General features: G+C 53.2%; 17 protein-coding genes and 1 pseudogene. 17 read left to right on the forward strand and 1 reads right to left on the reverse strand.

The genetic code is table 11. From position 1 onward, the window contains the following. From ACTRC3_RS03255 to ACTRC3_RS03265, 3 genes and pseudogenes are all read left to right on the forward strand, one after another. Positions 1–842: pseudogene (locus tag ACTRC3_RS03255) on the forward strand (hypothetical protein); the annotation flags it as partial. Beyond that, the gene (locus ACTRC3_RS03260) at positions 817–2373 is read left to right on the forward strand and encodes a glycosyltransferase family 39 protein (RefSeq protein WP_440321528.1); all 1557 of its coding nucleotides are present in this window, start codon (positions 817–819) and stop codon (positions 2371–2373) included. The pseudogene ACTRC3_RS03255 and the gene ACTRC3_RS03260, both read left to right, overlap by 26 nt. 114 nt (positions 2374–2487) lie before the next feature. Further along, positions 2488–2808, forward strand: a complete 321-nt coding sequence (locus ACTRC3_RS03265; protein WP_440321530.1) for a DUF1540 domain-containing protein — start codon at positions 2488–2490, stop codon at positions 2806–2808. A gap of 60 nt (positions 2809–2868) precedes the next feature. On the opposite strand, the gene ACTRC3_RS03270 is transcribed toward ACTRC3_RS03265, so the two are convergent. After that, on the reverse strand, positions 2869–3240 hold the full coding sequence (locus tag ACTRC3_RS03270) for a TIGR04086 family membrane protein (RefSeq protein WP_440321532.1): 372 nt from the start codon (positions 3238–3240) through the stop codon (positions 2869–2871). Between the two features lie 186 nt (positions 3241–3426). Between ACTRC3_RS03270 and scfA the strand changes: the two genes are divergently transcribed. From scfA to ACTRC3_RS03340, 14 genes are all read left to right on the forward strand, one after another. Next, the gene (scfA, locus tag ACTRC3_RS03275) at positions 3427–3570 is read left to right on the forward strand and encodes a six-cysteine ranthipeptide SCIFF (protein ID WP_349163284.1); all 144 of its coding nucleotides are present in this window, start codon (positions 3427–3429) and stop codon (positions 3568–3570) included. 85 nt (positions 3571–3655) lie between these two features. After that, on the forward strand, positions 3656–5020 hold the full coding sequence (gene scfB / locus ACTRC3_RS03280) for a thioether cross-link-forming SCIFF peptide maturase (protein ID WP_440321535.1): 1365 nt from the start codon (positions 3656–3658) through the stop codon (positions 5018–5020). 5 nt (positions 5021–5025) lie between these two features. Further along, a complete protein-coding gene (secD, locus tag ACTRC3_RS03285; RefSeq protein ID WP_440321537.1) occupies positions 5026–7167 on the forward strand; it encodes a protein translocase subunit SecD in 2142 nt (713 codons plus the stop codon). A gap of 181 nt (positions 7168–7348) precedes the next feature. After that, a complete protein-coding gene (gene recJ / locus ACTRC3_RS03290) occupies positions 7349–9067 on the forward strand; it encodes a single-stranded-DNA-specific exonuclease RecJ (RefSeq protein ID WP_440321539.1) in 1719 nt (572 codons plus the stop codon). Between the two features lie 180 nt (positions 9068–9247). Then, positions 9248–10201, forward strand: coding sequence for a hypothetical protein (locus tag ACTRC3_RS03295; RefSeq protein ID WP_349163296.1), 954 nt, complete (start codon positions 9248–9250; stop codon positions 10199–10201). A gap of 194 nt (positions 10202–10395) precedes the next feature. Continuing rightward, the gene (locus ACTRC3_RS03300) at positions 10396–10920 is read left to right on the forward strand and encodes an adenine phosphoribosyltransferase (protein WP_178039914.1); all 525 of its coding nucleotides are present in this window, start codon (positions 10396–10398) and stop codon (positions 10918–10920) included. Between the two features lie 22 nt (positions 10921–10942). Next, positions 10943–11371, forward strand: a complete 429-nt coding sequence (mscL, locus tag ACTRC3_RS03305; RefSeq protein ID WP_440321542.1) for a large conductance mechanosensitive channel protein MscL — start codon at positions 10943–10945, stop codon at positions 11369–11371. A 34-nt stretch (positions 11372–11405) separates the two neighbouring features. Further along, positions 11406–13712, forward strand: a complete 2307-nt coding sequence (locus tag ACTRC3_RS03310) for a RelA/SpoT family protein (RefSeq protein WP_440321544.1) — start codon at positions 11406–11408, stop codon at positions 13710–13712. Between the two features lie 19 nt (positions 13713–13731). After that, entirely contained in the window at positions 13732–14358 is a 627-nt protein-coding gene (locus ACTRC3_RS03315; protein ID WP_178039917.1) for an MBL fold metallo-hydrolase, read from the forward strand. Between the two features lie 17 nt (positions 14359–14375). Next, positions 14376–15833, forward strand: a complete 1458-nt coding sequence (hemZ, locus tag ACTRC3_RS03320) for a coproporphyrinogen dehydrogenase HemZ (protein ID WP_440321546.1) — start codon at positions 14376–14378, stop codon at positions 15831–15833. Positions 15834–15869: 36 nt separating this feature from the next. Continuing rightward, positions 15870–16478 carry an HD-GYP domain-containing protein gene (locus tag ACTRC3_RS03325; protein WP_440321548.1) on the forward strand — a complete coding sequence of 203 codons (609 nt, stop codon included), beginning with the start codon at positions 15870–15872 and terminating at the stop codon, positions 16476–16478. After that, positions 16475–17716, forward strand: a complete 1242-nt coding sequence (gene hisS, locus ACTRC3_RS03330) for a histidine--tRNA ligase (protein WP_440321550.1) — start codon at positions 16475–16477, stop codon at positions 17714–17716. The genes ACTRC3_RS03325 and hisS overlap by 4 nt, the downstream gene beginning before the upstream one ends. Positions 17717–17763: 47 nt before the next feature. After that, entirely contained in the window at positions 17764–19539 is a 1776-nt protein-coding gene (aspS, locus tag ACTRC3_RS03335) for an aspartate--tRNA ligase (protein WP_440321552.1), read from the forward strand. Between the two features lie 297 nt (positions 19540–19836). Continuing rightward, positions 19837–20817: a hypothetical protein gene (locus ACTRC3_RS03340; protein ID WP_440321554.1), complete on the forward strand. Its 981-nt coding sequence runs from the start codon at positions 19837–19839 to the stop codon at positions 20815–20817. The last annotated feature ends 168 nt before the right edge of the window (positions 20818–20985 follow it).

Here is a 20985-nt window from a genome sequence, read left to right on the forward strand (position 1 = left end):
AAACAGAGAAAAAGTCCGCGGTTCTGTGGATGGTCCCGGCGGCAGCGGCAGCGGTGGCGCTGCGCAGCAACAGCCTGATTGTTCTGATTGCGGTCTGCTGCGTGCTGGGCGTAAAAGCCATAACAGGAAAAAAATGGATATATCTGCTGTGCGTTCTATTGCTGGGTGTGGGAGCTTTTGCGGGAAGAAAAGCGCTCTATCAGTACTATGAGGCCAAATCCGGAACGGTGATCAACGATGGAATGCCGTCCGTACTCTGGATTGCCATGGGCATGCAGGAGGGCGATCTGGAAGCGGGCTGGTATAACGGATATTCCATTTACATTTATCAGGATACCTGTCTGTACGACGGCCCCACGGCGAAAGCGCTTGGAATTGCCGAGATCAAGGCAAGGGTGAAGGTATTTCTGAAAGATCCGCTTTATGCGGCGGATTTCTACTCCAGAAAATTTACCAGTCAGTGGAATGATCCCACCTATGGCTGTTTTATCATGACCTACGCGGCGGATCAGGGGCGAAGTGATCTGGGCGAAAGCCTCTACACAGGAACGCCGAAGGCCGTATTGGAGAAGTTTATGGACAGCTATCAGCTTGTGATTTACGGAGCGGTGCTGTTTCTGCTGGTATACAGACGAAAAGAAAAGCGGGAGCTGGAATGGTATGTACTTCTGATCGCCGTGATAGGCGGCGTGCTGTTCCACGAGCTCTGGGAGGCCAAATCCCGCTATGTACTCCCGTATTTTATCATGATGATTCCGATGGCCGCGGCGGGGCTTATGGAGCTTGGCGGAGCAATCGGAAAATGGAGGACGAAAGATGAGACTGCGAAAGGCGGCAGATAGGACGGTTTCCATACTGGGGCTGGGGTTATTTGGGGTACTGACAGGCTTCAGTCTGTTCCTAACCTCTCGGTTTGCGTTGAGCTATGAGGAAATTCCCCGCACGACAGGGGATATTTTCCCGATGGTGCTGCTGATTTGCGGGTGTCTGACCTTTGTCATGTATCGGATTTCTGAATGGATGCTTCGGGAGGAGGAGCGGCAGGTACGACGCGTCCGGATTCTGGCCGGGGCGGTATTTTGCTATGCGCTTTTACTTGGCGTCTGGTGGGTTGGCGCCGCCGATGTGGTTCCGGCAGGGGATCAGGCGTCCATCTGTACGGCTGCGGAGCAGTTTCGAAACGGGAACTTCGAGATGCTCACCATCGATTCCTATGAGAAATATCTTTATATCTATCCTCATCAGGTAGGGCTGACGGCGGTTATGGAGGTCGTATTCCGGCTGTTTGGAGATGGCAATTATATGGCCTTTGAGTATCTGAACTGTCTGTGCGCGGCGCTTACGCTGTACTTCGGCTACCGCGTTACCCGCTGCCTGACCGGGGAAAAACGAGCCTGGATTTATGAGCTGTTCCTGAGCGCGGCCTGTTTCCCGCTGTTGTTTTATACGACCTTCGTGTACGGGGAAATGCTGTCGATCATGCTGTCGATGCTGACGATCTGGCTTTTTCTGGAATATCGGAAGCGGGAGCAGGCATGGTGGATGATCGGCTGCGCGTTTAGCTGCGCGGCAGCGTGTCTGGTCCGGAACAACTGTCTGATTTTGCTGATTGCCCTGGTTCTGGTGCTGCTGGTGACGGCCTGTGGCGAACGGAAATGGAAGCTGCTGCTGTCGGTTCTTTTGCTGGCGGCGGTATATCTGGGAGCGAAAAACGCAGTGCAGACCATGTACGAGCAGCGCTCCGGCGTGGAACTGAACGCGGGCGCGCCCAAGCTTCTGTGGGTGGCCATGGGGATGCAGAAGGGGGAAGGGGCTCCGGGCTGGTCCAACGGTTATATCCTGCACAATTACTGGGGAGCGTCGGACTTTGATAACGAGGCCGCTCAGGCTATGGCGGTTCAGGATATTAAGAATTCAGCGAAGGAGTTCCTGCATCATCCCAGGTACGCGTTGTGGTTTTATGCGGAAAAATTTGCAAGCCAGTGGAATGATCCCACTTATGAATGCTTTGCCATGACCCACATGGATAACGATCACCGAAGCGCGGTGGCGCAGAAGCTGTACGAAGGGGTTCCGCACAGGGCGATGACCTGGTTTATGAATCAGTATCAGAGCCTGATTTACGGCGGGTGCTTCCTGTGGATTCTGTATACATTCTGGAAGAAAAAGGATTTGTCCAGGCTGATACTTGTGATTACCGTGTTCGGCGGTTTTCTGTTCCATATGATCTGGGAAGCGAAGGGACGGTATATTCTGCCCTATTTCGTGCTGATGCTGCCGATGGCGGCAGGCGGCCTTGCGGAGGCTTCGGTGCGTATGCGGGAGTGGCTTAAGCGGCATGGCAGACCTCCGGCTAAAGTGAAAATGCAGTAAAAAAATGGAACGTATAGTGGCGGGGAAATGACACATACTACTCTTACAGACAAAGGCGCGGATGGCGATGGCTGTCCGCGTCTCTCATAGTTTTTAACAGGAGGTAAGGGTACGATGACAAGACTGGATTGTACAGTAGGAAGCTGTCTCTACAATAAGGAGCAGTGCTGCTGCAAGGACAATATCGAGGTGGCGGGCGATCACGCGAAGCATTCCCGCGAAACCTGCTGCGAGAGCTTCCGGGAGCGGACCATAGGCGCGGCACAGAGCGGCGTGGAGATTCCAACCAAGAATACGGAGGTGGTCTGCAAGGCATGTGACTGCACCTTTAATGAGGACTGCAGATGTACGGCCAAGCATATCGGTATCGCGGGCGGGGCGGCCTGCAATTGTAAGGATACGGAGTGTGCCACGTTTCGGTGTAGATGTGAGTAAAATTTAGGTTATGTTCAGACAGGAGAATCCGGTTCTCCTGTCTGGGATGAAGTTCTATGTTTATGAGAGCATGCCGCCGAGCGTGCCGCCGGCGGTGCAGAGGAGCAGGGTGGTGATGAAGCTGGAGGCTTCGGCGCTGCCCTGACGGGCGGCCAGGGAGATGAGGGCCAGCAGGGTGAAGTAGAGGAGGCCGCCCGCCGCGCCCCAGAGGTATTTGCGGGTTTTCATCATTTTGCCCATGAGAAAGCCGGCCAGGAAGCAGGCGATGAGGTATATGGCGGTGATGCTTAAGTTGATGACGGACTCGGACAGGCGCAGCTTGTAGAGGAGCAGCGCAAGCAGAAGAAGCAGCCCGCCGGTGGCGATGTAGGCGGCCAGCAGGGCCTTTAAAAGGCGCATGGCAGCGCCCTGATAATGTTTCATTTTTTCCATGATGGCTCCCTTCTGATGGGCGGCTCTTACGCGGGCCGCCTTTCTGGTTTAGTATATGTAGCGATTTTTCGGTCCATGCCTGAAAAAAATACTTTAAAAATCGCTGCATCTATGCTATACTGTTCTGTAACTACAGGGTATCACCAGATAATCCCTGGAAGATTGAAAGACAGGAGGGAAACCAAGATGAAGCATATTCAGACACTGAACACACAGGTTCTGCAGAATACCGTGAAAAAGGGCGGCTGCGGAGAGTGCCAGACATCCTGCCAGTCAGCATGTAAGACATCCTGCACCGTAGGAAACCAGACATGCGAGCAGCATAAATAAGGCATATTTTTAAGGCTTTCAGAATACCCCGCCGCTGACGGCGGGGTATTTGAGCGATCACAGGTATTTTATTTAAGGAGACAACATGATACATCGTTACTATAATAATGGATATTACATCGTCCTGGACGTGAACAGCGGGGCTGTCCATGTGGTGGACGAGCTGGCTTACGAGGTTATCGGCCTGGTAGACGAGGCCTGTCAGCCGGATGAGATTGTCGCGAAATTGAAGGACCGCTGGCCCGAGAGCGATATCCGCGAGGTGCTGGAAGATGTGGAGGAGCTTAAAAAACAGGGCGTCCTCTTTACCGAAGATACATACAAGGACAAGATCATTGATTTCAAGAAGCGTTCTACCGTAGTGAAGGCCCTGTGCCTGCACATCGCCCATGACTGCAACCTGGCCTGCCGCTACTGCTTCGCCGAGGAGGGCGAATACCACGGACGCAGAGCACTGATGACCTACGAGGTAGGAAAGCAGGCGCTGGACTTCCTGATTGCGAATTCCGGAAGCCGCCGGAATCTGGAGGTGGACTTCTTCGGAGGCGAGCCGCTGATGAACTGGCAGGTGGTAAAGGATCTGGTAGCCTATGGCCGGGAGCAGGAGAAGCTTCACGATAAGAAGTTCCGTTTCACCCTGACCACCAACGGCATCCTCTTAAATGACGAGGTGCAGGAGTTTGTCAACAAAGAGATGAGCAACGTAGTCTTAAGTATCGACGGACGAAAGGAAGTCAACGATAAGATGCGTCCCTTCCGGAACGGACATGGCAGCTACGATATCATTGTTCCCAAGTTTCAGAAGCTGGCAGACAGCCGGAACCAGACCAATTACTACGTGCGTGGAACCTTCACCCGCAATAACCTGGACTTCTGCGAGGACGTGCTGCATATGGCGGACTTAGGCTTCAAGCAGGTGTCCGTGGAGCCGGTTGTGGCAGCGCCGGAGGAGGATTACGCTATCCGCGAGGAGGATATCCCCTTTATCTGCCAGCAGTACGATAAGCTGGCGGCAGAGATGGTAAAGCGTCATGGCAGGGAAAATGATTTCAACTTCTTCCATTTCATGATCGACCTGACCGGAGGCCCCTGTGTATACAAGCGCCTGTCCGGCTGTGGTTCGGGAACCGAGTACCTGGCTGTAACTCCCTGGGGCGACTTGTATCCCTGCCATCAGTTCGTGGGAAATGAGAAGTTCCTCATGGGAAATGTATGGGACGGCGTAAAGAATGAGGAGCTGCGCGACGAGTTCAAGTGCTGCAATGTCTATGCCAAGGAAAAATGCCAGAAGTGCTTTGCCAAGTTCTACTGCAGCGGCGGCTGCGCAGCCAACTCCTACAATTTCCACGGAAGCATCAACGATGCCTATGACATCGGCTGCGAGCTTCAGAGAAAGCGTGTGGAATGCGCGATTATGATCAAGGCAGCTACGGCTGAGCAAGGAGAATAAAAGTCATGAAAAAGAGTACAGGAATTATCAGTCTGGTTCTGACGGTGGCTGTGACAGCGGGATTGCTGGCACTGGCTGCTGCGGGAGTGGGCGAGAACAAGACAGGAGCGGCAAAGAATATTCCGTTGGGTCTCGATCTGGCCGGCGGCGTGAGCATTACCTATCAGGCCAAGGGCGAGACGCCCAGCGCCGAAGAGATGAACGACACCATCTACAAGCTGCAGAAGCGTGTGGAAGGCTACAGCACCGAGGCGCAGGTTTACCCCCAGGGCGATGACCGGATCAACATCGAGATTCCGGGCGTGACTGACGCCAACGCCATTCTGGAAGAACTTGGAAAACCTGGTTCTCTTTCCTTCCAGGATATGTCCGGCAATGAGCTGCTGTCCGGTACAGATATCAAGACCGCTGAAGCAAAGGCTTACAAGGACAACCTGAACAACACCGATTATGAAGTGGCGCTGACGCTGACCGACGAGGGCGCGGAGAAGTTCGCGGAGGCTACCGCGGCCAACATCGGCTCCCGCATCGCCATCGTATACGACGGCGAGACCATCAGCGCGCCGACTGTACAGACCGCCATTACCAACGGTAATGCAGCCATTACCAATATGGAGTCCTATGAGTCAGCCGAGCAGCTGGCTTCCACTATCCGTATCGGTTCCCTGAAGGTGGAGCTGGAGGAGATCCAGTCCAAGGTCGTAGGCGCGCAGTTGGGCGCTGACGCCATCCGTACCAGTCTGCTGGCCGGAATCATCGGTTTTGCGCTGGTTGTTATCTTTATGATTATCATGTACCGTCTGCCGGGCGTGGCAGCAGGTATTGCGCTGACTTCCTATGTTGGCATTACCTTAGGTCTGTTGAACGCATTTGAGATTACCCTGACCCTGCCGGGTATCGCAGGTATCATTCTGGGTATCGGTATGGCCGTGGATGCCAATGTCATTATCTTCGCCCGTATCCGGGAGGAAATCGGCGCAGGCAAGTCGGTAAAGGGCGCCATTAAGACAGGCTTCCAGAAGGCGCTGTCCGCTATTCTGGACGGCAACATCACCACGCTGATTGCGGCGATTATCCTGAGCCTGAAGGGCTCCGGATCGGTCAAGGGCTTTGCCCATACGCTGGCTTTAAGTATCGTGGTTTCCATGTTTACGGCCCTGGTGATAACCAGACTGGTTATGAATGCGTTTTACGCGCTGGGTCTTCAGGACGCGAAGCTTTACGGTATCCAGAAGGAGCGTAAGACCATAAACTTCCTCAGCAAGAAAAATATCTGCTTTGTGATTTCCGCAGTGCTGATTCTGGGCGGACTGGCAGTTATGGGCGTGAACGGATCTAAGGGTAAGGGCGCGCTGAATTACAGCCTGGAGTTCCAGGGCGGTACCAGCATTACCATTCCGATGAACGAGGCCCTGTCCATTCAGGAGATCGACGAGACTGTGAAGCCGGTGGTAAGCGAGGTTATCGGAAGCAATGAGATTCAGGCCCAGAAGGTAGACGGCAGCAACGATGTTATTGTGAAGACCAGAGCCCTGGATCTGGAGACCCGAGAGGCCCTGTGCCAGGAGCTGGTGGAGAAGTTTGGTGTAGATGAGAATCAGATTGCTATCGAGAACATCGGCGCGGCTATCAGCAGCGAGATGCGTTCCGACGCCATCACCGCTGTACTGCTGGCAGCCCTGTTTATGCTGCTGTATATCTGGTTCCGGTTCAAGGATATCCGGTTCGCAACCAGCGCGGTGGCAGCTCTTCTGCATGACGTCCTGGTGGTACTGGCCTTCTACGCAGTGGCAAGACTGTCTGTGGGCAGCAACTTCATTGCCTGCATGCTGACCATCGTCGGTTACTCCATCAACGCGACCATCGTCATCTTCGACCGTATCCGTGAGAACCTGGCGACCGCCGGAAGAAAGGCCGACCTTCAGGAGCTGGTAAACCGCAGTATTACCCAGACCCTGTCCCGAAGCGTGAATACGTCCGTGACCACCTTTATCACCGTTGCGGTTCTGTATATCCTGGGCGTAGCGTCTATCCGTGAATTCGCCCTGCCGCTGATGGTGGGTATCGTGTGTGGCGCTTACTCTTCTGTGTGCATTACGGGTGCGCTGTGGTATGTGATGAAGACGAAGCTGGGTAAAAAGAACTAGGTTTTTTATTCAGTCAAAAGATAAGTACAAAAAAACATAGTATTAAGATAATTTTTCTTGATTTTCGTGCGATGCGTAAGAGAGCACGAGACATAAAAGGCAGATGGTGGATGCATCATCTGCCTTTTTATGTTATGATAATGTGCGGTACAAAATTTGAGTTACAGGAGATTATACATATATGAACGAACAATGGATACAAGCCCCCAAAATCGACGGCAACCAGGAGCTGGCCGCGCAGTTTCACGTGAGCCCCATGGCTATGCGTCTGATCCGCAGCCGGGCGGGCTTGGGCGCCGCCGAGGTCCGGGCCTATCTCTGCGGCACCCTGGAGGATCTGGCGGACGCCCGGCTGATGAAGGGCATGACAGAGGCCGTGGAGCTGCTGTGTCAGAAGATCCGGGTGGGTGCGACCATCCGCATCATTGGCGACTACGACATCGACGGCGTGAACGCCACCCACATCCTGGTGACTGGCCTGCGCCGGGTGGGCGCGCAGGTGGACACGGTGATTCCCGACCGCCTGAAGGACGGCTACGGCATCAATGAGCATTTGATAGAGCAGGCGAAGGAGGCAGGGATCGACACCATCGTTACCTGCGACAATGGCATCGCCGCAGCCAAAGAAATCGCCTATGCAAAAGAACTGGGCATGACCGTCATTGTCACCGACCATCATGAGATACCCTACCGGGAAGCAGAGGACGGCACCCGCACCACGATCCTGCCCCCGGCGGATGTGATTGTGAACCCAAAGCAGGCTGACTGCCCCTATCCATACAAAAAGCTCTGCGGCGCAGCCGTGGCCTGGCGGCTGGTGGAGGTACTCTATCAGGAGGCAGGCGTCCCCCGGGAAGAATTCCTCGATTTGGCTCAGTTTGCAGCCGTGGCCACCATCGGCGACATTATGGATCTGACCGGTGAAAACCGGATTCTGGTAAAATACGGATTAAAACAGTTAGCAGATACTACCAACCCGGGTTACCGGGCTCTGCTAGCTGTCAACGGCCTGGAGGGTAAGAAGCTCACCGCCTACCACATCGGCTTCGTCATCGGCCCCTGCATCAACGCCAGTGGCCGCCTGGACACTGCAAAGAGGGCACTGGAGCTGCTGGGCGCGTCCTCAAAGACCGAGGCGGAAAAGCTGGCCGGGGATCTGAAAGCCCTGAATGACAGCCGGAAAGACCTGACAGCAAAGGGAACCACCGAGGCTATCCGCCTTATCGAAGAGACCGATTTGGGTCAGGATAAGGTTCTGGTGGTCTACCTGCCCGACTGCCACGAAAGCCTGGCCGGTATCATCGCAGGCCGCATCCGGGAGCGCTATTTCCGCCCCTGCTTCGTGCTGACCGACGGTGAGGAGGGCGTGAAGGGATCGGGGCGTTCCATTCCCGGCTACCACATGTTCGAGGAAATGACAAAGGTGGCGGAATTATTTACCAAATTCGGCGGCCACCCCATGGCGGCAGGCCTGTCCATCCCTACGGAAAATGTGGAACTCCTGCGGAAGCGCCTGAACGAAAACTGTCGCCTGACCGACGCAGATCTGATTCCGAAGCTGTCCTACGACGCCGTCCTGCCCATTCAGTATGCAGGCGAGCAGATTATAAAGGAGCTTGAGCTTCTGGAGCCATTTGGCAAGGAAAATGATAAGCCCCTGTTCGCGGCAGCGAACGTCCGGGTGAAAAGCGCCCGCGTCATCGGTAAAAACCGCAATGTCTTGAAGACTGTCCTGGAGGACGACAAAGGAAGCCGCCTGGAGGGCATCAGCTTCGGCGACGTGGAAGCTGACCTGCATTACATAGAAAGCAAAGACACCGTCTGCCTGCTCTATTACCCGGAAATCAATGAATTTCAGGGGAGGAGAACCGTACAGGCGGTCATTGAAAGCTGGAGATAAAAAACGATGGATCTGGTGCGAAAGCACATTTAATGGAAAAAAGTAGAAAATTAACAGATTAAATTATTGAAATTGTGCAAAAAACAGAGAAAAATCGAGAAAAGGGTTGTATACAGAAAATCGGTGTTCTATAATAACCCTTAACTTCCAAAATAAAAAGACAACGAGGGGGAAAACGTTATGTCAGTAAACAAGAAGATAAAAGCGCGTTACGCGGAAATCGCTCAGTTTCTGGGCCTGCGTTTCAACGAAGAGTATTGTGTGGTTTATGGAGAGAAGGATGGCTTTACGCTTCGCATCAGCGGCTTGGACAATGGCCGGGGTATCGAGTACGGTATGGTCTGCGTATCGGTCGGTGTGTCTGAGAATGGCGTGAAGCTTGAACAGGATAAACAGTTCCGCAAGGAGCATAAGGGCGTCATGGGCATCGTACAGGAAAAGCATACTGTCCGGATGACCCTGAAGCAGTGTAAAAATATGGAGAAGCTTAAGGGCGTTCTGCAGGACTCCCTTCCGGCCTTCCTGGACATGCTGAAACTGGAAGGATTTACCAATGGCTGTGAGCTCTGCGGCGAGGCCAAGGAGACCGGAGCAGCTTACGTGGCAGGCAATTCCATCTGCCTCTGCGACGAGTGCTACGACAAGGTCAGCGAGAACGCGGCGGCTTACACTGCAAATGAGAAGAACAAGAAGGAAAACCTGGTAGGCGGCGTCGTAGGCGCGCTGGTAGGCTCCCTGCTCGGCGTAGCCAGCATCATTCTGCTGAGCCAGATGGGTTATGTGGCAGCCCTGTCCGGCGTCATCATGGCAGTCTGCGCGCTGAAGGGCTACGAGCTTCTGGGCGGCAAGCTGACCAAGAAGGGTATCATCATCAGCGTAGTGATTATGATCATTATGACCTATGTGGGCGACCGCCTCGACTGGGGCATCATGATTGCCAGAGAGCTGGAGGTAGACGTTTTCTACGGCTACCGTCTGGTACCGCTGCTTCTGTCTGAGGAGATCATCGATGCGACCAGCTATGTGGGCAACCTGGTACTGGTATACGCCTTCCTGCTTCTGGGCGCCATCCCCACCATCCGCAACGCCATGCGCAGGGACAAGGTGGCAGGAACCATCTGCAAACTGCATTAAGAAACGAAAAAAACGGCCCGGCCTGTAAAAACGCAGACGGGCCGTTGGCGTTACAAAGCCCGTAAATCCGGCCCCCTGTCTTGTCAAACACCGGGAATCATGCTATAATGGGCAAGTATGTAAATACCGTGCTGACAGGACGGTAGTTTTTTGTTTTTAAAATTTAACAAAAAAAGGAAAGAAGAGGAAGAAACATGAAGAAGATTGAAGAATACGTCAGAAGCATACCGGATTTCCCGGAGGAGGGAATTATTTTCCGCGATATCACATCCGTACTGCAGGATGCGGACGGCCTTCATCTGGCCATTGATTCCATGCAGGCCCTGCTGGACGGCGTGGATTTCGACGTGGTCGTAGGAGCAGAGTCCAGAGGCTTCGTGTTTGGTACTCCGATTGCCTATAATCTGCATAAGCCCTTCGTACTGGTGCGGAAGAAGGGCAAGCTTCCCTGCGAGACCGTTTCCCGCTCCTATGATCTGGAGTACGGTACCGCGGAGATCGAGATGCACAAGGATTCCATCAAGCCGGGCCAGAGAGTCGTTCTGGTGGACGATCTGATCGCCACCGGAGGAACCATCGAGGCGGCTGCGAAGCTGGTGGAGGAGCTGGGCGGCAAGGTCGTGAAGATCATTTTCCTGATGGAGCTGGCAGGCCTGAAGGGCCGGGAGCGTCTGAAGGATTACGATGTGGCGTCTGTCATCCGTTACGATGGAAAATAAATAATACAGGGGGACGAGTGGGATGAAGAAGTTTTTCGAGGAATTTAAGAAGTTTATTTCCAGGGGCAACGTCATGGATATGGCAGTCGGTGTTATCATCGGCGGCGCGTTCACCGCGATAGTCAATTCTCTGGTAAATGATATTTTCATGCCGGTGCTTTCCCTGATTACCGGCGGCTTTGATATTGCCGGCATGTCCGTGTCCTTCGGCGTGGGCGACAATGCGGCGACACTGAACTATGGCGCGTTCCTTTCAGCTGTAATTAATTTCCTGCTGATTGCGCTGGTGATTTTCTGTATCATTAAGGCCATGAATACAGCCAAGGATAAGATGATCAGGAAGGCGGAGGAGGAGCCGAAGGCTCCGACCACCAAGAAGTGTCCCTATTGCATGTCTGAGATTGATATTCAGGCGACCAGATGTCCCCATTGCACATCTGAGTTACAATAAAATTACCGGGGATAAATAAAGGCAGGTGTTGATTATGGCAGAGACGAAAATCGGTGTAAAAAACAGAGATATGGAAGTGAACCGGGACGACGAGAATGTGAAGGCAATGCAGGATTTCACCAGTCCGGATGTCCTCTACAAAGAGCTGATCGCCAGCGTCCACAAGTACCATCCGTCCACCGATATCTCGATGATTGAAAAGGCCTATAAGATCGCGTCTGAGGCGCATCAGGGACAGCTTCGGAAATCAGGAGAGCCGTACATCATTCACCCCTTGTGCGTGGCCATTATCCTAGCGGATCTGGAGCTTGACAAGGAGACCATCGTGGCAGGACTTCTGCATGACGCGGTGGAGGATACGGTCATGACCACCGAAGAGATCGCGGCGGAGTTCGGCGACGATGTGGCCCTTCTGGTAGACGGCGTCACCAAGCTGGGACAGCTGTCCTATTCTGCGGATAAGATCGAGATTCAGGCGGAAAACCTGCGTAAAATGTTCCTGGCCATGGCCAAGGATATCCGTGTCATCCTGATTAAGCTGGCCGACCGTCTGCACAATATGCGGACCCTTCAGTACATGAAGCCCGAGAAGCAGAAGGAAAAGGCCCGGGAGACTATGGACATCTACGCGCCCATCGCCCAGCGTCTCGGTATTTCGAAGGTCAAGAATGAGCTGGATGATTTGTCGCTGAAATATCTGGAGCCGGAGGCTTATTACGAGCTGAAGGAGCAGATTGCCGAGAAGCGGAGCGTCCGGGAGGCTTTTGTCCAGCGTATCGTGGCGGAAGTAAAGAAGCACATGGACAACGCAGGCATCGAAGCCCATGTGGACGGTCGTGTAAAGCATTTCTTCAGTATCTATAAGAAAATGGTGAACCAGCACAAAACGCTGGATCAGATTTACGATTTATTCGCGGTCCGGATCATCGTGGAGACGGTCAAGGACTGTTATGCGGCCCTGGGTATCATCCATGAAATGTACAAGCCCATTCCGGGACGCTTCAAGGACTATATCGCTATGCCCAAGGCCAATATGTACCAGTCTCTGCACACCACTCTGATTGGCCCCAACGGCCAGCCCTTCGAGATTCAGATTCGTACCTACGAGATGCACAAGACTGCCGAGTACGGTATTGCCGCCCACTGGAAATACAAGGAGAGCAGCGACGGCAAGAAACCGGTGGATCAGCAGGAGGCTGAGAAGATGACCTGGCTGCGCCAGATTCTGGAGTGGCAGCGGGACATGTCTGACAACCGGGAGTTTATGAATCTGTTAAAGAGCGACCTGGATCTGTTCTCCGAGAGCGTCTACTGCTTTACGCCCTCCGGAGACGTGAAGACACTGCCCAGCGGTTCCACGCCCATCGACTTCGCCTACAGCGTCCACAGCGCGGTGGGTAATAAGATGATTGGCGCCCGGGTCAACGGAAAGCTTGTGACCATCGATTACAAGATTCAGAACGGCGACCGCATTGAGATTATTACGTCTCAGAATTCCCGCGGACCCAGCCGCGACTGGCTCAATGTGGTCAAGAGTACGCAGGCGAAGAATAAGATTAATCAGTGGTTTAAAAACCAGTTTAAAGAGGATAATATTTTAAAGGGCAAGGAGATGCTGACCCAGTACTGCAAGGCCAAGAGCATCAATATGTCCGATATCATGAAGCCGGAATTCCAGAATCTGGTAATGCGGAAATACGGCTTCAAGGACTGGGATTCCGTGTTGGCGGCCATCGGCCACGGCGGCCTGAAAGAGGGCCAGGTGGTCAACAAGATGGTGGAAGAGTATGAGAAGATCCACAAGAAGGAGATCACCGATGAGAAGGTTATGGAGGCGGTCACTGAGAACAGTGACAAGAAGCTGAAGCTGGCCAAGTCCAAGAGCGGCATCATCGTCAAGGGACTGACCGATGTGTCAGTGCGTTTCTCCAAGTGCTGCAGTCCGGTACCGGGCGATGAGATCGTGGGCTATGTAACCCGTGGCCGCGGCGTGTCCATTCACCGGACTGACTGCGTCAACATCATGTGTCTGCAGGAGTCCGAGCGTGCCAGGCTTATCGACGCCGAGTGGCAGGATATGGGATCTGCTTCTTCGGGCGAGAAGTACGCGACGGAGATCAAGATCTACGCCAACAACCGCACCGGGCTTCTGGTAGATATTTCCAAAATCTTCACCGAGCGGAATATTGACATGACCCAGATGAACGTGCGGACCAGCAAGCAGGGAACGGCGACGATTTCCATTACCTTTGAGATCAGCAGCAAAGAGGAGCTGCAGAAGATTGCGGAGAAGCTGTATCAGGTGGAGAGCGTTATGGACGTGGAGCGCGCCACCGGCTGATGAACCGCTGGAGGATAAGATGAAAGTAGAACGTATGGTGCTTGGTCAGATACAGACCAACTGCTATTTTGTCATAAATGAAGCCACGAAGGAGGCCATCGTCATCGATCCGGCGGATCGGCCGGAGGCGGTGCTTCGAAGGGCCGTGGACGAGGGACTGGATCTGAAAGCTATTTTTCTGACCCATGGACATGCGGATCATATGCTGGGCGTACCGGAGCTGAAGGCAAAGCTTGAGATCCCCGTGTATGCCTGCGAAGCGGAAAAAGAGCTGCTGGCAGACCCGGAGCAGAATCTGTCTCCGGCCCTTTTCCGGAAAAGCGTGGCGTTTGCTGCAGACGTGTGGGTAAAAGATGAGCAGGTGATAGAGGTGGCAGGCATGGAGTTCCATGTCTTTGCGACGCCGGGTCATACGCCGGGCGGTTGCTGTTATTACAGCGCGGAAGCAGGCGTGCTGTTCTCCGGAGACACCCTGTTCGCAGGCTCTGTGGGACGGACCGATTTCCCGGGCGGAAGCATGAGCGCACTGGTACGGGGCATCAAAGAGAAGCTTACGCCGCTGCCGGACGAGACAAAGGTATACCCTGGCCATATGGAAGAAAGCACCATCGGCGCGGAGCGGCGTTACAACCCCTATCTGGGATAAGAAAAAGGATAAGATAAATGGTTGAAGTTAAGATAAATGATGAAAGCTTTGCGTATGACATTCATTCGCTGATTCAGGCCTTTCACGGCGGCGAGGAGGTTCAGGTCCGAGTTAAGGAAGCCTTCACAGAAGCGGTTCCGGTTCAGATGGATGTGCAAGTTACCGACCGGGACATCAGCTTTTCTATCATTCAGAATGGGGCCTTTCAGGAGAAAGGCCATGTTTATGTGGAAAATCCGGACCGGAAAGCGGTAAAGAATCAGTTAAAGAAGCTGATGTACGACAAGCTCTGCGCCTTTACCGGTGAGACCCTGCCCTGGGGCACCCTGACCGGTATCCGGCCCACGAAGATTCCCATGGCCATGCTGGAGGAGGGCAGGAGCAATCCGGAAATCGCCCGGTATATGTGGGATACCTATGATTGCAGCAAGGAAAAGGCGGCTCTCGCCATCTCCATTGCCAACCGGGAGAAAGAGGTCCTGAAAAATCTGGATTATGAAAACGGCTACAGTCTCTATGTGGGCATCCCGTTTTGCCCCAGCATCTGTCTGTACTGTTCATTTTCGTCCTCTCCGATCAAGCTCTGGGAGAAGAAGGTGGAGGATTATCTGGCGGCGCTTTTTAAGGAGCTTGCGTTCCTCGGAAAGGCTTACGCGGGCCGGAAGCTGAATACCGTGTATGTGGGCGGCGGTACGCCCACGACCCTGACGGCAGAGCAGCTTGATCGGCTCATGATCTGTATTGAGCAGAATTTCGATTTTACTTATTTACAGGAATTGACAGTTGAAGCCGGACGTCCCGACAGCGTGACCCCGGAGAAGCTGAAGGTCTTAAAGGATCACAAAGTTACCCGTATCTCCGTCAATCCCCAGACGATGAATCAGAAGACCCTGGATCTCATTGGCCGGAAGCATACGGTAGAGGAGACGAAGCAGGCCTTTTCTATGGCACGGGAGGCAGGCCACGACAATATCAATATGGACCTCATCGTGGGACTTCCCGGCGAGGACATTGAGGATGTGCGCCATACCATGGAGGAGCTGAGAAAGCTCGATCCGGACAGTATCACCGTCCATTCCCTGGCGGTCAAGCGGGCGGCCAGACTCAAGCTGTTCCGGGATACCTATGAGGAGATAGGGCTTCGGAACAGTCAGGAGATCATGGACTTAACCTATCGGTATTGTGTGGAACAGGGCGTATATCCCTATTATCTGTACCGTCAGAAGAATATGGCGGGAAATTTTGAAAATGTGGGCTATGCAAAGGTTGACAAAGCCGGAATTTACAATATACTGATTATGGAAGAAAAACAGACCATTCTGGCGGCAGGCGCGGGCGCTTCCACCAAATTTGTTTTCGCGGCGGACCACATCGAACGTGTGGAGAACGTGAAAGACGTGAAGCAGTACATCGAGCGCATCGACGAGATGATCGAACGGAAGCATAGCTTCATGCTGAAAAATGGTCTGATGTAATTATTCAGGTACTGAATAATTACGGAGGTAGACAGCATGAGTGAAACGACCCCCCTTTCCTTTTTCGAGGAGGACGTTACTGAGGAGATCAATCACGGCATACGGGTGAGCAATCTGGCTTACTGCGTGGCGAAGGAGCTGGTTCTTGGCGAGGCGCGCTGCCGCGAGCTGGCTCTGGCCGGTATGATGCACGACATCGGAAAGCTCTATGTGTCCGGTTATCTCTATGGCCGGGATAAGGACACCCTGAAAATCGAGGAAATGAAGTATGTCCGGCTGCACCCGCGGCTTGGCTACGACGAGCTGATGCGGCTGGATTTTTCAGATTTTGTGGTGGAGAGCGTTCTCTATCACCATGAGAATTACGACGGTTCCGGCTATCCGGAGAATCTGGCGGGGGATCAAATCCCGCTGGGCGCGAAAATCCTGCGGGTCTGCGATGTATACGCGGCCCTGACTTCCGACCGCCCTTACCGGAGCGCTTTTGATTCCGATACGGCGGTGGAGCTGATGATTGACGAAGTGAAAAATTTTGATATGAAAGTATTTCTGGCCTTTCAGCGGGCCATTCACGAAGCGGAGTGGCAGGGAAAATGGGCGCTGCCCGGATTGAAGGTTCGGATTACAGAGGAGGAGACCATATGATAACACAGGCACCAAGAGGAGTGGAAGACTGGTACGGCGAGCGGATGCACAAGCGCGCCTGGGTGGAGAAGCAGGCCAGAGAGCTTGCCCGCACCTACAATATGACCGAGATTATTACCCCGATTTTCGAGCACACCGTATTGTTCCAGCGCGGCGTGGGCGAGACCACGGATGTAGTGCAGAAGGAGATGTATACCTTCGAGGATAAGGGCGGCAGAAGCATCACCCTGAAGCCCGAGGGAACCGCGGGAGCCATGCGTGCTTACCTGGAGCGCAATATGTACGCCAATCCGGCGCCCACCAAGCTCTACTATGTGACCCAGGCCTTCCGTTATGAGAAGCCCCAGAGCGGCCGTCTCCGCCAGCATCATCAGTTCGGCGTGGAGTTTGTAGGATCCAAGAGCCCGCTGGCAGAGGTAGAGGTCATTTCCCTGGCAGCGACCCTGATTAAAAAGCTGGGTCTTAAGGATATAAAGCTTCATATCAACAGCATCGGCTGCCCCAACTGCAAGAAGGATTACAATGACGCATTGCTTGCGTACCTGCGTAAGCATGAGGACGCCCTGTGTCCCACCTGCCGGGAGCGTATGCAGAAGAACCCCATGCGTGTCATCGACTGCAAGGTTCCGGAGTGCAAGGAGATCGTCAAGGACGCGCCCCGCACCATCGACTATCTGGACGAGGAGTGCAAGAACCATTTTGACGAGCTTCAGCATCTGCTGACCGAGCTTGGCATTCCCTTTGAGGTGGATACCGGCATCGTCCGCGGTCTGGATTACTACACCAAGACCGTATTTGAGTTCGTGAATTCCGATGGCTTCACCCTCTGCGGAGGCGGACGCTACGACGGTCTGATTCATGAGATCGACGAGAAGCAGGATATTCCGTCTGTAGGCTTCGGTATGGGTATCGAGCGTATCCTGTATTTCCTGGAGAAAGAGGGCGTGGAGGTTCCGGCCATGGAGACTCCCGATCTCTATGTGGGAATTCTGGGTGCAGAGGCGAAAGCAAAGGCCTATAAACTGGTCAATGAGATCCGCAGCCACGGTCTGATTGTGGAGACCGATTACATGGATCGAAGTGTCAAGGCGCAGATGAAGTACGCCAATAAAATCGGCGCGAAGAAGGTTGTCATCATTGGCGCGGACGAGCTGGAAAAAGGCGCGGCCAATGTAAAAGATATGGCTACCGGAGAGCAGACCGAGGTTTCCCTTGCGGAGCTTCCGAGCCTGTTTTAAGAGAGACACTGTTACAAGAATAGCGATAGATAAGAGAGGAAAAAAGTATGTTTCAGTCAAGAACACACACCTGTAACGAGCTGCGTCTCGCAAACGCAGGTGAAACCGTGACTTTGGTAGGCTGGTATGAGAACCTGCGGAAAGTCAGCAAGAACCTTGGTTTCCTGATCCTGAGAGATTTTTACGGAACCACCCAGGCCGTTATCGAGACCGAAGAAATGATGGCAAGATTAGCAGGCGTGAACACAGAGTCCACCCTGTCCATCACAGGCGTGGTACGGGAGCGTTCCAGCAAGAACGCGGCGCTGCCCACCGGTGAAATCGAGGTGGTTCCCACCGACATTCAGGTGCTGGGACGCTGCCGTTACAACGAGCTGCCCTTCGAGATCAACCGTTCCAAGGAGGCGGACGAGAATACCCGCCTGAAATACCGTTATCTGGATCTCCGTAACCCGGCTGTCAAGGAGCGCATCGTTCTGCGCAGCAACGTGGTAGCAGAGCTTCGCAGAAGCATGACCGACCACGGCTTCCTGGAGATTACCACGCCGATTCTGACCTGCTCTTCTCCCGAGGGCGCAAGAGATTATCTGGTACCGTCCAGAAACCATCCGGGCAAGTTTTACGCTCTGCCCCAGGCTCCCCAGCAGTTTAAGCAGCTACTGATGACCTCCGGCTTCGACCGTTATTTCCAGATCGCTCCCTGCTTCCGCGACGAGGACGCCAGAGCAGACCGCTCCCCGGGAGAGTTCTATCAGCTGGATATGGAGATGGCATTTGCCAGCCAGGAGGACGTTTTCGCGGTGCTGGAGGATGTGCTTCCGCCGGTATTTGAGAAATACGGTACCTACAATACCGCGTCCAAGGCTCCGTTCCGCCGGATCTCTTACCATGACGCCATGGAGGTATACGGATCCGACAAGCCGGATCTGCGTATCGATCTGGTAGTTCAGGACGCTACCGAGTGTCTGGCAGACTGCGGATTCGGCCCCTTTGAGGGACAGACCGTAAAGGCTGTGGTATTCAGTGATTTCAAGGCTACCCGTAAGGTGATTGACAAGATCTGCGCCGATACCGAGGTACAGACCGGCAATAAGGCGTACTGGTTCCGTCTGGATGAGAATGGCGAGCTGGTAGGCGGTATCTCCAAGTTCGTAACCGAGCGCAAGGATCAGGTGGTAGAGGCCCTGGGTCTGAAGCCGGGCGATTTCGTAGGCCTGACTGCCGGAAAGAAGCTGGCAGCCCAGAAGACCGCAGGCGCACTGCGCAAGATCCTCGGCAATACCGTAGAGGGTCACATGACGAAGGAGTGCTACGAGTTCTGCTGGATCGTAGACTTCCCCATGTACGAGATTGGCGAGGAGTCCGGCGAGCTGGAATTCTGCCACAACCCGTTCTCTATGCCCCAGGGCGGCATGAAGGATCTGGAGGAGAAGGATCCTCTGGAGATCTACGCATACCAGTACGATCTGGTCTGCAACGGCGTAGAGCTGTCCTCCGGTGCAGTGCGTAACCACGATCCGGAGATCATGGTCAAGGCCTTCGAGCTGGTAGGCCTGGGTGAGGACGACGTGAAAGCCAAGTTCCCGGCCATGTACAACGCATTCTGCTACGGAGCTCCGCCCCACGCAGGCATCGCTCCCGGCGTAGACCGTATGGTCATGCTGCTGGCAGGCGAGGAGAGCATCCGCGAGATCATTCCGTTCCCGATGAATAAGACGGCACAGGATGTGATGATGGGCGCTCCGGCCACCGTAGATCCGAAGCAGCTGGCGGATGTGCATATCGCCATTGTGAAGGATGAGAAGGAAGAAAAAGAAGACTAATTTGCAGAGAAAGTTCTTGTCAAAATTGGTATAAATTGGTAAAATAACAGTGTCGATAAAGGGGATGCAGCGTAAAACAAGCGCGAATCCGGTCGGCACTGTTATTTTTTTACACGATATGCAGCGCGGGTTCTTCCGACGCTGTTCACGAAAGATAAAGGTCTGGATTTCAGTTCGAAATCAACACACCCAAAGTACGCCCAAGGGCGGAGTATGTAAAAACCAAGTATAAAACGGCTATTTTATGCCCTTGCAGGAAGGAGAAAGAAAACGTATAATGAAAAGGAGAGAATAGCAATGAATAACCGGACGAGTGCCAAGTCAAAACGCCGGAAGCGCGGCGGCAGTCAGGGAACCAGAAAAGCAGTACAGAGGGAGCATAAGGATCGTCTGTTCCGACTTATTTTCAAGGATAAAGAGGATCTGCTGGATTTGTATAATGCCGTGAATGGGACAGATTATGAGAACGCAGAAGATCTGGAGATTACCACCATTGAGGACGTGATTTATCTCAGCATGAAAAATGATTTGTCCTTTATGTTTGGCGTTGTCATGAATCTGTACGAGCATCAGAGTACCTGGAATGAAAATATGCCGCTCCGGGGATTTTTCTATTTTTCAGAACTGTATCAGCAATATCTGAACAGGAAGAACATAAAGCTGACAGATGAAAAGAAGCGCGTGATGGTTCCATTTCCCAAGTATGTGGTATTTTATAATGGTACAAGGGATATGCCGGATCGGGTGGAGATGAAGCTTTCGGATTGTTTTATAAAACCGGATCGGGAGGAAGGAGAACCCTGTCTGGAATGCAAGGCAACAGTATTGAACATCAATGCAGGTCGAAACAATGACATGATGCGGAAATGCCGGAGATTATCGGATTACGCGTATTTCATCGGGCAAATCCGCTGGAAAATGGATGAAGGCTGGTCCCTGGAGGAAGCGACAGAGATTAGTATCAGGCGGTGCATTGACAGAGGAGTACTGGCAGATATCCTGACAAAATATGGAACGGAGGTGTGCAGGATGATACTGACAGAATATGATGAACAGGAAGAGAGGGAATATCAAAGAGCGGAAGGCCGTGCGGAAGGCCGTGCGGGAAATATGTTTTCTATGATTCAAAAGAAGCGTGCGAAGGGTAAATCCCTGGTTCAGATTGCGGATGAATTGGAAGAAGATGTTGAGGTCATCCGCCCGTTGTATGATTTGGTCGAGAAATACCCGGATAAGACAGCGGAAGAATTGTCAGAACTCTATGTGAAGCAGTGTTAAATAAAATGAAGTTGGAATCTCCCATCCTCTGAGATAGCTCAAAGGGTGGGAGATTTTTCGGTTTTGGGACAAAACATTACATTTCACGCCATATATGTGCAATTCGCTCCGATTTGTGATGCAGGGAAGAAAAATATGTTAATATATGAGTAATGTTTTTACAGAATC

This window comes from Laedolimicola sp. (assembly GCF_051972735.1).
Classification (GTDB): Bacteria; Bacillota; Clostridia; order Lachnospirales; family Lachnospiraceae; genus Laedolimicola; species Laedolimicola intestinihominis.